The sequence below is a fragment of the Kineothrix alysoides genome (assembly GCF_000732725.1).
In the GTDB taxonomy this organism is placed as follows: Bacteria; Bacillota; Clostridia; order Lachnospirales; family Lachnospiraceae; genus Kineothrix; species Kineothrix alysoides.
The window spans coordinates 1,200,345-1,212,259 of the sequence record NZ_JPNB01000002.1 but is presented as its reverse complement, the minus strand read 5'-3'; the positions used below and the strand labels follow the sequence as shown (position 1 = coordinate 1,212,259).

The 11,915-nt window shown below is 38.5% G+C and carries 16 protein-coding genes and 1 pseudogene; 12 read left to right on the top strand and 5 right to left on the bottom strand.

The features are described from left to right. Positions 1-219: 219 nt before the first annotated feature. Together CC90_RS0116525 and CC90_RS0116520 are read left to right on the top strand one after the other, a co-directional pair. Positions 220-612: a Fur family transcriptional regulator gene (locus tag CC90_RS0116525; protein WP_031391848.1), complete on the top strand. Its 393-nt coding sequence runs from the start codon at positions 220-222 to the stop codon at positions 610-612. Positions 613-709: 97 nt separating this feature from the next. After that, positions 710-1,252, top strand: coding sequence for an NADH peroxidase (locus tag CC90_RS0116520; protein WP_031391847.1), 543 nt, complete (start codon positions 710-712; stop codon positions 1,250-1,252). A 152-nt stretch (positions 1,253-1,404) separates the two neighbouring features. Here CC90_RS0116520 and CC90_RS0116515 read toward each other — a convergent pair whose 3' ends face one another. Continuing rightward, positions 1,405-1,887, bottom strand: a complete 483-nt coding sequence (locus tag CC90_RS0116515; RefSeq protein WP_031391846.1) for a GNAT family N-acetyltransferase — start codon at positions 1,885-1,887, stop codon at positions 1,405-1,407. A gap of 289 nt (positions 1,888-2,176) precedes the next feature. Between CC90_RS0116515 and CC90_RS0116510 the strand changes: the two genes are divergently transcribed. Then, a complete protein-coding gene (locus CC90_RS0116510; protein ID WP_051869702.1) occupies positions 2,177-2,740 on the top strand; it encodes a GNAT family N-acetyltransferase in 564 nt (187 codons plus the stop codon). On the opposite strand, the gene CC90_RS0116505 is transcribed toward CC90_RS0116510, so the two are convergent. Next, positions 2,686-3,162, bottom strand: a complete 477-nt coding sequence (locus CC90_RS0116505; protein WP_031391844.1) for a GNAT family N-acetyltransferase — start codon at positions 3,160-3,162, stop codon at positions 2,686-2,688. The two genes, CC90_RS0116510 and CC90_RS0116505, sit on opposite strands and share 55 nt — an antisense overlap. 84 nt (positions 3,163-3,246) lie before the next feature. Then, complete coding sequence (locus tag CC90_RS0116500; protein ID WP_031391843.1) at positions 3,247-3,930, bottom strand: gluzincin family metallopeptidase; 684 nt, start codon at positions 3,928-3,930, stop codon at positions 3,247-3,249. A 247-nt stretch (positions 3,931-4,177) separates the two neighbouring features. Between CC90_RS0116500 and CC90_RS0116490 the strand changes: the two genes are divergently transcribed. The 4 genes and pseudogenes from CC90_RS0116490 to CC90_RS0116475 all read left to right on the top strand — a co-directional run bounded on the left by CC90_RS0116490 (position 4,178) and on the right by CC90_RS0116475 (position 6,477). Then, positions 4,178-4,594 (top strand): pyridoxamine 5'-phosphate oxidase family protein, encoded by a 417-nt coding sequence (locus CC90_RS0116490; protein WP_031391842.1) that lies wholly within the window; start codon positions 4,178-4,180, stop codon positions 4,592-4,594. Between the two features lie 149 nt (positions 4,595-4,743). Continuing rightward, positions 4,744-5,076: pseudogene (locus tag CC90_RS22540) on the top strand (transposase); the annotation flags it as partial. A 273-nt stretch (positions 5,077-5,349) separates the two neighbouring features. Beyond that, on the top strand, positions 5,350-5,787 hold the full coding sequence (locus CC90_RS0116480; protein ID WP_031391841.1) for a MarR family winged helix-turn-helix transcriptional regulator: 438 nt from the start codon (positions 5,350-5,352) through the stop codon (positions 5,785-5,787). Positions 5,788-5,793: 6 nt separating this feature from the next. Then, positions 5,794-6,477, top strand: a complete 684-nt coding sequence (locus CC90_RS0116475; RefSeq protein WP_031391840.1) for a hypothetical protein — start codon at positions 5,794-5,796, stop codon at positions 6,475-6,477. 183 nt (positions 6,478-6,660) lie between these two features. Here the strand turns inward: CC90_RS0116475 and CC90_RS0116470 are convergent, their stop codons facing one another. Both CC90_RS0116470 and CC90_RS0116465 read right to left on the bottom strand, forming a co-directional pair. Continuing rightward, complete coding sequence (locus CC90_RS0116470) at positions 6,661-7,506, bottom strand: hypothetical protein (protein WP_132038538.1); 846 nt, start codon at positions 7,504-7,506, stop codon at positions 6,661-6,663. A gap of 128 nt (positions 7,507-7,634) precedes the next feature. Then, a complete protein-coding gene (locus tag CC90_RS0116465) occupies positions 7,635-8,177 on the bottom strand; it encodes a phosphohydrolase (protein WP_031391838.1) in 543 nt (180 codons plus the stop codon). Positions 8,178-8,697: 520 nt separating this feature from the next. On the opposite strand from CC90_RS0116465, the gene CC90_RS0116460 reads away from it, so the two are divergent. The 5 genes from CC90_RS0116460 to CC90_RS0116440 all read left to right on the top strand — a co-directional run bounded on the left by CC90_RS0116460 (position 8,698) and on the right by CC90_RS0116440 (position 11,858). Next, positions 8,698-9,078: a hypothetical protein gene (locus CC90_RS0116460; RefSeq protein ID WP_031391837.1), complete on the top strand. Its 381-nt coding sequence runs from the start codon at positions 8,698-8,700 to the stop codon at positions 9,076-9,078. A 48-nt stretch (positions 9,079-9,126) separates the two neighbouring features. After that, a complete protein-coding gene (locus CC90_RS0116455) occupies positions 9,127-10,143 on the top strand; it encodes a type II toxin-antitoxin system antitoxin SocA domain-containing protein (protein ID WP_031391836.1) in 1,017 nt (338 codons plus the stop codon). Positions 10,144-10,146: 3 nt separating this feature from the next. Continuing rightward, positions 10,147-10,530, top strand: a complete 384-nt coding sequence (locus CC90_RS0116450) for a nuclear transport factor 2 family protein (RefSeq protein ID WP_031391835.1) — start codon at positions 10,147-10,149, stop codon at positions 10,528-10,530. Positions 10,531-10,619: 89 nt separating this feature from the next. Next, entirely contained in the window at positions 10,620-11,099 is a 480-nt protein-coding gene (locus tag CC90_RS0116445; RefSeq protein ID WP_031391834.1) for an S-ribosylhomocysteine lyase, read from the top strand. A 42-nt stretch (positions 11,100-11,141) separates the two neighbouring features. Continuing rightward, a complete protein-coding gene (locus CC90_RS0116440; protein ID WP_031391833.1) occupies positions 11,142-11,858 on the top strand; it encodes a 5'-methylthioadenosine/adenosylhomocysteine nucleosidase in 717 nt (238 codons plus the stop codon). Positions 11,859-11,915: the final 57 nt, after the last annotated feature.

Here is an 11,915-nt window from a genome sequence, read left to right as displayed (position 1 = left end):
CCTGCACTTTATTTATTATTACGATTATAGCACATGATAGTCCTTTATATTATAAAAAGAACGGTAGAAACTTATTAAATCTTTGTAAAATAATTCACTATTTATTATTTTTAAGTGTTATAATGTTAGTGCTATAATATTTATCAAATAGTCTTGACACAATAAATTTCTTTGCTATAATAAAAGTAGTAATCATTACTAATTTTGAAGGAGTAGTAAATGGCAGTTAAATACAGCAGGCAGCGGGAGGTCATTAAGGACTTCCTTTGCACGAGAAAAGATCACCCCACTGCGGACATGGTATATATGAATGTCCGGCAGCAATATCCTAATATAAGTCTGGGTACCGTATACCGCAATCTGACGCTTCTCACCGAACGGGGAGAAATCCAGAAGATTAGCGTAGGCGACGGCGTGGATCATTTTGACGCGGACACCTCTCCCCACAATCACTTTATTTGTATGGGATGCGGAAGCGTTATCGACCTGGAGATGGAGAGCATCGAACATATTTCCGAGTCTGCACGCCAGAACTTCAATGGTCGTATCGATGGCCATGTTACTTATTTTTATGGCTTATGCGGTGACTGCTGCAAGTCGAATCTTTCATAATCCTTAGGGGATAATTAGTTAAGTTACTCTATGGCAGTTATTTCAAACAAGCGAAATAGAAAAAATCGAAATGAATGGAAATGAAAAGGAGAATACGATTATGAAATTTGTATGTCAAGTATGTGGTTATGTTCATGAAGGAGATGCAGCACCGGAAAACTGTCCGATCTGTAATGCACCTGCTTCCAAATTTACTCAGCAGAGCGATAATATGACATGGGCTGCTGAACACGTAGTAGGCGTTGCTCAGGGCGTTAGCGAAGATATTTTGATGGACTTAAGAGACAACTTCAAGGGAGAATGCTCCGAAGTCGGCATGTATCTGGCTATGTCAAGAGTTGCACATAGAGAAGGTTATCCTGAAATTGGTCTGTATTGGGAAAAAGCAGCTTGGGAAGAAGCAGAGCACGCTGCAAAATTCGCTGAATTATTAGGCGAAGTTGTAACGGATTCCACAAAGAAGAACCTCGAGATGAGAGTAGAGGCTGAAAACGGAGCAACCGCAGGCAAGTTCGACCTTGCAAAGCGCGCGAAGGCTGCTAACCTCGATGCAATCCATGATACCGTTCATGAGATGGCTAGAGACGAGGCTAGACACGGCAAAGCATTTGAAGGACTTCTGAAGAGATACTTTGGCTAAATCAAAAAATAGTATGGGATTAAACCTTATAGAGGAATGAGTACAAATGTACTTGTTCCTCTTTTGTTTTGAATATGGATAATAAAGAAGTAAAACAGCCATTATTTTCTTTAGGAACGGATTTGTTCAGAACCAGTAGTTAAAAACCTTCCCTATACTTTGACCGTTATTGTCACAATGCCTGGTATTTTCTGCAAGTATACAAATTTTAATTCCTCTGTAATTTCTTTCTCTTTAAAAACTTTATATCCAAAACGTTCGTATAACGCTATATTCCTTTTGCTTCTGGTCCTCGTAAACAGTTCGTATCTTTGATTCGGATACTCTTTTTCTATTTCGAAAAGGAGCTTTGTCCCAATACCCTTTCCCTGCTTTTCAGGGTGAACGATCAATTTCCCAATATATGCAGTACCGTTCTCGCAATAAGCTCTTACGGAGCCTATCATTACGTTGTTTTCATCCAATGCTTTCAAAATAATACCTTTTTGATACTCACTCAATACCTCTGCTAACGTTTGTTTTAGCGGAGGTATATTAGAATCGTTAAAAAGTTTTGCTTCGCTCTGATAAGCAAGATATTGCAGCTCAAGTATCGCCTGTAAATCACTTTTTTCCGCTTTTTTTATATTCACCATGTCATGCTCCCATCATTTTTCTTTGCCGATCAATAACGAACTTTTTATCATAGCACAATGCGCAGATTCATTATATTTTCACTTTAGCATGTTTGTAAATAAAATAACAGCAGTTCTAAGACACCCTGATTCTGATATTGTTACTGTTCACTCCGTTCTCAGCAACTATTGTGATAAAGAAAATATAAAGTAAATTGACAAGCTAAGAATGATATTTTACACTGATAAATAATTGTTGACTTGTGTCAGGCAAATAAGGCATAAAACAGTTCTTTGGGGGTAGTACAAAATGGATAAAATAAAATTAATTTTTCCTGCAGTGGAACATAAAGGCGCAGCCGAAAGCTACAAAAAAGAGTTTTTTGATTGCAATGAAGCCGTAATTAACGGCAGTGCGTTATTAGACCAGATGGCATATGACGAATGGTTAGAGAACACGAAGCGCAACAGCAATCCTAAGACCGCCAGAGCTGATTGGGTGGCCGCAAGCACCTTCTTTGCCATACGGGAAAGTGATAGCCGGATTATCGGCATGATTGATATAAGGCACAACCTTAACAACGAATTTCTTGCCCAATATGGCGGGCATATCGGATATTCAGTCAGGCCAAGTGAACGAAGAAAAGGATATGCTGCGAAGATGCTGCAGCAAGCCTTAGATTACGCAAGAGGCCTTGGTTTATCCAGTGTTATGCTGGGATGCTATTCTGACAATCTTGCATCAAAAAAGACGATTGAAACGTGCGATGGCAGGTTAGCAGAAGTAAAGCCTTACCTTGACGGCAGAATGATGAACGTTTATTGGATCGACCTTACCATTATATACTCTTCTTCATTCTCATCAACAATTTGAAAGCCAACCTTTTTATACAGATTCCTTGCATAATTTGCTTTCTGTACCGCCAATGATACTTTTATGTGTCCTGCTTGCTTCAAATGTTTTAACATTTCCTGCATCAGTTCGGTGCCAATTCCATATCCACGAAAATCTTTATAAAGCGATATGGCAAACTCAGGAGTAACTTCATCAACCTTACCATACCCGTTAATATTTCTTACCCATACGGCGCCAACCACCTTATTATCAACTTCCGCACATAAACAAAAATCTTCTGTTTTCTCGCCAAAATGCTCAATATATATGTGAAGTTCCGGCTTATAAATAATTGATTTCGGCACTAAATCCGTTTCGTCCGGCTGGAAAATTGCTTCATATAAAAAATCTTCAAGCAGGTAATATTCTTCCTCTCTAAGCTCTCTAATCGTATAATTCATGATATCCCTCTACTTTCATTCGGCTATGGAACCGGAGTGACAAAGACCTTTTAACAAATAGAATCATCAATGAGATTCCCGCAATTATCTAACCGCCGACATATACCGGTTATACAAGTCAGAAATCCTGTCCATACATTCGATATATAAATCTTTTATTTTGTTATTTGTAGAAATCCTCAAATACGATTCTTCTTCCAACAACTCCTGAAGTGGTTTTACCCTGGAATCATAATACATGAAATCGATTTTAGATAAAATATCAATATAGCTTTCTAATACATTTGAGTATTGTGCTTCACATTCCCGAAGTTCACATTTATATTGAATATATGCTAAAAAGTTCTTTACATCATTTGCAAAAAATCTTCCGTTATCCTTTACTTGACCTTTTCCATAATAATGCCCGAAAGGAGTTTTCCATTCATGTCCATATTCCTTATCATGTATTAAAGTAACCTTATAATATTGCTTTAAGTCTTCGAATTCAATTCCTAATGGCTTTAATGCCTGAGATATATGTGATACAAACAAATAATTATCATTTGCTAAATGATTAAATATTACCTCATTTATTTTAACGCTTTCGATTGACGTTTTGGATATCCAATGGATATAATTATTATCTACAACACCAACAATTAAAACATTTCCTAGTGAATCAAAATATAGTTCAATCCATTTTTCTCTTTTGCTTAGGTCATAATTGGGAATTGCTTTTGTTGTTGCATTTATCTGATTATACTGTTCAATTTCTCCTGCATTCATATCTTTCCTCCCCAATATTATAAGTCATTTTTCTGCTTGAATTTCTATCTTTATTTATCAATAATTTAATAACATAAAATATTATTTTTGAAATTACCGTATTGCATCTTCCCAATTTTTGCATGCCATCCTGCGTTCTTGTTTGGAATGCCTAATAAGTATACTTTAAAACTACTTTTACTCTATTCACAAATATGCTAAAGTAAAATTATAGCATATACATAAATTAGAAGTACAGGGGGGAAGCATGCAAATCAAAAACATAGAAAAATTTATCGATAAGCAGAAGGTAAGCTTTATCTGTTCCATAGATAGCGGCTGCTTTCCAAACATAAAAGCAATGCTGATGCCAAGAAAAAGAAACGGTTTGAAAGAATTTTATTTTTCAACAAATACTTCTTCCATACGTGTCGAGCAATATAAAAACAATCCCAATGCCTGTATCTATTTCTATCACAAGGGATTGATAAAGTACACCGGTGTTATGTTGATTGGGAAGATGGAAATCTTAACGGACCAACAATCCAAAAACATGCTTTGGAAAAGGGGCGATACCCTTTTTTATAAAAAGGGCGTGACGGACCCTGATTATTGTGTCTTAAAATTTACCGCTCAAAGCGGCAGATATTATTGTGATTTAAAAACAGAAAGCTTTAAATTATAGAAAATGAAATCTACATTGGCGGTCGGTTTCAAGTCTTCACATTTATGGGGGTGTGAAAGTTTTTCTGTAAATAAGAATTGATTGTGAGGTCTTCTATGACGAAATAAATCATAGGAGGCCTTTTTATTATGGCAAGAGAAGAAACCCGTATACACTATTCTGTAAGGGATAATGGGGTTATTAAAAAGCTTGCTGCATATGTTATTTTAGGTATTAGTGTAGCCGGCAAGAAGGAAGTACTATCGATAAACGTAGGCGATAATGAGAGTGCCAAGTACTGGCTCTCTGTGCTTAATGAACTTAAAACCCGTGGTGTAAAAGACATTCTCCAAAGAAGCGTATTTCCGAGCGATACCGCCTTGCTCAAGGCTCTTTATCTGGCTACTTTTGAGGCCACAAAGAAGTGGACCCTGCCTATAAGAAACTGGGGACAGGTCTACGGTGAAATGAGTATCATGTACGAAGGTAGACTTCCAGAGTAGTTCTTTTTATCAAGCAGAAAAGAGGTGGTAGGCTTTTTATGCCTTCCACCTCTCGTTGTAGTTCCACCGTACACAAAATTGGTGTTATGCTTGATAGTTGACAAACTTTTTTCGACTGATGCATAGCAATATCACCCCTCCAATCAAAGTCATTTGTAAACAGAAGACTTGGCCACGCTCTGCTTTCAAATATAAACTTTTCTTGAAACGGTTGACTCAAGTATGAAATCATACTATAATATAAGTATGATTTCATACTTATGGGGGATTACTATGAAGTTTATACAACATCCGGTCTTACAGGAATTTGACCGATTAAATAATTTGATTGATGAATTTTATCATGAAATTTGTGTGAAGCAAGGGCTTTCCCATAGTGCTTATGCGATACTGCAAGCCGTCCTTGTTCTTGGTGATGGCTGTACCCAAACACAGATTTACAAGCACACTCTTCTTAACAAACAGACTGTGAGCTCATCAGTAAAGAAACTGCATCAAGATGGGTTGATAGATTTTCAGCCAGGCAATGGACGAGAACTAAAAATTCATCTGACTGTCAATGGAGAACAAATCGTAAAGGAAAGGATTTTGCCAATCGAGCATGCGGAAAGTGAAGTATTTGAAGAAATGACTCACGAAGAACACGAAGAAATTCTTCGCTTAGTCAAAAAATACTTTGAAACTTTTCGCAGCAAGGTTGAGCAACTGTAAATAACCATGTTACACAAAATCATCAGTACTATCGGTCTTGGTGTCCTCGGCGTTGACCCCATTACAGCCGTTTACCTTATGTCTATGGGACTTCGAAAAGAAAAGAAGTCACGCATAACTTTGTTCTTCCTCTCTTTTGCCGGATTCAGCATCTTTGGCGGTGCAGCTCTATCGGCAATTTTCGCTGCTACAGCGGTAAATTTTCTGAAAAATATTATGCCTGGTGACAACAGTTATTTTTGGGCAATCTTGAATTTTGGCATTTCTATTTTCATATTCGTATGGGTTATCAGAAAACTGTTTGCCAAAGGTAAGAAGAAAGAAGAAGAGAAAGAACCTATCGGCGGAGGCTGGTTCAAATACATTACCACAGGACTTGTGTTTGCCATTACTTCTTTCACTGATCCAACATTTTATGCCGTTATCCTCATGAGCGGAGAGTCCGGCGACTTCTTCAATGCAACACTACTTTTAACCATCTGGTTTATTGTCAGCCAGTTTATGGCTGTCATCATTTATATTGCAAACGAATTGAACATATTGGATAAGTTGACTGTGTTTGTAGAAAAATTTAAAGAGAAAAAATTGAAGACCATCTCTCATGTATTCTATTTTCTGCTTTTGTCTGTTGCCGTTGCACTTCTTGTCGATACGGTTTTCTACTTGTTCAATGGAAAATATCTATTCTAACACAAAATATCAGTTTCATATAGTTTCGTCAATCAGATTTCGCACAAAATATTGACTTTTCAAAGGTATCTTAGTAGGATATGAAAAGAGCAGACAACATACAAATGATGCCTGCTACTAATTTAAACGTCATAGATAATCTTACTGATCTTTATTTACAGAGATTTTTTCACATACTCACATTTATGAAAGGGCCAATGCTCTTCTCAAATTTATAATGCGCTCCGTACAATCGGCCTCTCTCGTTTCCCTTTTCCTCCAGTCATCGGAAAGGGGAAAATATACTTTATCATTCACAGCGCTTCCCATATCCCATTTCCCGTTCTGATTCTTATTAGCTTCCAGCCAATCCAAGACAAATTGCAGCTTTACTTTGCTTGTTTTATATTTTGCAAGCAGCTCCGCAGCCGCAAGGTAATGACTGGCCGTCTTGCTTTCGAATTCTTGTGGTGGTATAATGATTTTCCTATCATATATATAGTAAATTCCTTTTTCCCTATTCAGGATATGTTCGATAAAAGCTTTCTCTGTATTTTCATCCAGACAGTCAGCCAAAAGTGTAATCGGATAGAAGTTTGTAAAATCAATCAATCTTCCTCCCTTGGGCTTTAAACCCAGTACTTCGCAATAGGCATTTACATATTTATCATGCTCGTATTTGCCGTCTGTAAAAGCAGCAGAAATAATCTCCGCCCATTGTCCCGCCACCTTATTTGCCGCAGGATTGTCTTTTGTAAAGACTCTTATCCAAGCAGACAGTATAAGACTTGTGAATACATTCCAGTCATGCAGTTTTTCTCTTCTGTCGGGGATTTCATTTTTACCAGTCAGACAATCATTCATATAGGAAACTGCTTTTCTTATACATTCATCCTCTATTGTATAGCCCAGATACATCAGCCGCCGTAACGCCTGCTCGGTGGTTATCTGTGAGTCATAGAACTGAGAGAGAGAATGAAACCATCCCCACTTCCCATCCTCCTCCTGTAATGAAATTATTTGATTTGCCCATTTCGAATCCTTATGCAAGTTCAGTACCTCCCGAGTAAAATCTATATCATTATTTTCCGTTTTCACTATGACGGTTTTTTCTCTGTTTCCTCGACAAATAAGCAGATTTTATCACTCAATTATAAGTTTGTTTCCCAAATAGAGTTTTATTTACGTGCCAGAAATCTGTTTGCTATCGCTATAAATTCCTCTTCTACATCCATAAAATCTCTAAGCTCCAGATCGGGCACTGCATGTAAGCGAGAAACTTCTATCTCCTCTCCCCCTGCTATCAGCTCCGAAAGTTCACTTGCCAGCATTTGATCGTCGATTTCCTTTACCTGCCTTTTCTCCTCTTCGCTCAAATCTTGCAGTTCAAATTTCTCAAAAATTACATCCATGATTCCCTCTTCGATTTCCAGGTAATTCGTCAAATACTTTTTTACCGGACGGATAATATCCGAGATATACGCCTCACTGGCATCATGAAGCAGGCATGTCAGGATTACGCGCTTCGTCCATCCCCTTGCCTCTGCTTCCTTCGCACAATTGATGGAATGTTGGCCTACGGAATAAAAATATTTCAAATGCCCGCCTCCTCTGCAAAGCAAGCTGAGTGCGTGCCCTATATCCTCGATAAGAACATCCTTTCCTTCTATTTCCATAGGATTGAACTGCAATCCGCTGTATGTGCTCATTTTATCTTTCATAAAAACTCCTCCTGAACATTTCATAGTATCATCTTCCTATCAACACAACTTCGTTCAAAAATATTTTATCATACTTCGTTCCTCTTGTTCCAAATTTTATTTTATAGAGTTACTTTCAATTTTATTCCTCAATTTTGTCTTCCAATTTTATCTCTTGCTTTTATTTTCTTCTTTTGTTTCTTGCTTTTACCCCTTATTTTTTCCCTTACGTTTGTCTCTTACCTTTACTTCTTACTTTTGCCTCTTGCCTTTACCTCTTACTTTTCCCTCTTACTTTTTCCTCTTACTTTTCCCTCTTACCTTTACTTCTTGCTTTCGTCCCTTACTTTTATCATCCATTTCTGTCTTTCGCTTTTATCCCTTACTCTTGTCTTTCAACTCCGAATAACACACCTGTAGCTAATTAAAAAATCAGTGATAGATTATTGACAAATTCTTATCATATGTTATATTTATGATAGGAAATTTAAAATATTCTATCACGATAGATTCCATTAAGAAAGAAGGTATTTAATTATCAATGGATATCGATCATGTAGAATACTATTTAAATGATGTTAAGAAATCAATCCGTTCCGGGCGCTGCCGGATAGCCTTGAATATCCGTCGGCAGAAAAACAGGCACTTATTCAGCGATTATGTCATCGATGAAGCCAAAAGTAAAGAGATCCTGCTCAGTCTCACTGCTTATGATTTTTCTGAAGTAGTGAGAAACGAACACTCAGGATTTGAGCACGAATGGCTGTATATTTTCGGTAAGAATGTGAAACTGCTGCTGCGCTTTGGGTGCCTCGAAGAAAATGTTCCATTATATATAAAGCTCAATAATTTGGAGAATCAATTCATTATTGTTGTATCCTTCCATAGGCAAGAATATCCTTTAGATTATGCATTTAGATAATCAATTGATAAATATTATTAATTTGGGAAGAGAATGGAGGAATCTCATATGGCAGACGTAAAACGAATAGACTTTTGCATTGAATGCAGAAAAGATACCGAATACATTTTGAAAAAAGTTATGCAAAGAAGAACGGTGAAAGATAAAGAATATGAATACGAGACGTTGGCTGCGTATTGTTCTGAGTGCGGAGAAGAAATGAGCGTCCCCGGGCTGTTAAACTACGATTTAAAGTCGTTCGACGAACAATACCGCAGGCAGGAGGATATTATTTCCATAGATGACATTAAAAAACTAATGGAACTATACCATTTGGGAAAAGCTCCTCTATCATTAGCCTTAGGCTTCGGTGAAATCACAGTCACCCGCTATTTGGAAGGTCAGATGCCATCTAAGGCTTATTCCGATATTATGAAGGAGGCCTTATCCTCCCCAGGATATATGGAAGAACTGCTGACTGCAAACGCTGAAAAATTGGGTAATTCTGCCTATAAGAAATCAATGAAGGCCGTTTCCGACCTCAAAGCATTGTTCGATATCTCCAATGAAATGCGCATGACTATCTCTCATATTTTTAATGAAGTTCAGGAAATCACACCCCTGGCACTGCAGAAAATGCTTTATTTCATTCAGGGCATCCATCTGGCGCTGTTCGATAGGGAACTCTTCGAAGAGGATTGCCGTGCCTGGATACACGGACCTGCTTATGGGGAAATATACAATCTTTTTAAGGACTTCAAATATAACCCTATCGAGGATAACCGTTTCTCACTATTTACGGTGAGAAACAAAGCGCTTGGCTCTGATGAAGTGAAAGTAATCGGCCTTGTAGCAGGCAGCTTCGGAATTTACAGCGGAAAAGTTTTAGAATCGGTCACTCATAAAGAAAGGCCTTGGCTGGATGCCAGAATCGGGCTAAATGAAGCTGAGCCTTCCAGCAGAATCATTCCGAAGGCGGATATGAAATCCTATTTTAAAGATATTGCAATGCACTATGAAATAGCCACAGCAGAAGGCTTAAATGAATATATCAGAGATAAAGCAGAATTCACGGGGGTAAAATAAATAATGAATATAAAATTGTTTTGGGAAGAGGTATTAAAACAAAATGCGGGAGAAATCAGAAAATACTTTACGGCAGATGCCTATATCAACTGGCATTGCACCAATGAGCATTTTAACGTAGAGGAATACATTAAGGCAAACTGTGAATATCCCGGAGAATGGAGCGGTGTCGTCGAACGGATCGAGGAGCTCGGCAATCTGATGATTACCGCAGTAAATGTATATACGACCGAAAAAAGCTTATCCTTTCATGTGGTATCTTTTTTCAGAATTGAAAACGGTAAAATAGCATCTCTCGACGAATACTGGGGCGACGATGGTTCTGCTCCGCAGTGGCGCTTAGATAAGCATATCGGACTTCCAATTAAAAAGGCAGGCTCTGCTTGATGTTAACAAAATAAAAGCAGACTTTTTTACTTGCCATATGTTATAATCGGTGTAAGATAAGAACAAAACCTATAAGCAAAGGAGACAATATGGAAAAAATAGCCAGCTTCACCATCAATCACTTAAAATTACAGCCCGGTGTATATGTATCACGCAAAGACACCGTAGGAGATAATACGATTTCCACCTTCGACTTAAGAATGACCGCTCCCAATGAAGAGCCTGTTATGAACACTGCGGAGATGCACACTATCGAACATCTGGCCGCTACTTTTCTGCGCAATCATGCGGATTATAAGGATAAGACCATTTACTTCGGCCCCATGGGATGCCGCACCGGATTCTATCTCCTCTTAGCCGGAGACTATACTTCCAAGGATATCGTCCCTCTGGTAACGGAGATGTACGAGTTCGTCCGCGATTTCGAAGGCGATGTGCCGGGTGCCAGCGCAAAGGACTGCGGAAATTACTTGGACATGAACCTCAATATGGCAAAATACCTTGCGAGAAAATATCTCGACAACGTTCTCTGCGATATCGATGACAGCCGTTTGATCTATCCCCAATAAGCTGGTCGTGAATTCAAATACGAAAGGATAACTTTTTAGATAATGAATAAAGTCGGAATTATAGGTGCCATGGAACTGGAAGTGGAGACCTTAAAAGAAAAAATGACGGTAGCTAATATTGTGCAAAAAGCCTCCATGGATTTCTATGAGGGAAGCCTGAATGGTGTCAGCGTAGTGATTGTCCGCAGTGGTGTAGGTAAGGTAAATGCCGGTATCTGTGTTCAGATTCTGGCAGATTTGTTTCAGGTTACCCATATCATCAATACCGGTGTAGCGGGCTCCCTTAATGCCAAAATAGACATCGGTGATATTGTTATTTCCACCGATACCATGTATCATGATGTGGATGCCACCGTATTCGGCTATCAGCCCGGTGAGATTCCTCAGATGGGACAGCGTGAATTTATAGCAGATGCAATTCTGGTGGAATTGACTCAGACAGCCTGCGCAGAAGTGAATCCCGATATTCATGTATATCCGGGAAGGATTGTCAGCGGTGACCAGTTTGTCAGCGATAAATCCGTAAAAGAACGTCTGGTAAATGTATTTGGAGGCCTATGTACCGAAATGGAGGGAACGGCGATTGCTCAGGCTGCTACCTTGAACAGCATTCCCTTCGTCATTATACGCGCTATCTCCGATAAAGCCGATGAGAGTGCTGAGATAGATTATCCCGCCTTCGAACGGAAGGCTGCTGCCGACTGTGCTAAGCTCGTAGCTCACGTGATTACCGGCTTAACAGGTACAACGAATAATTAACAATTATTATAACTTGCCGATGTGTGCGGCTTTTCCAATCTGCTATGAATTTCCGGG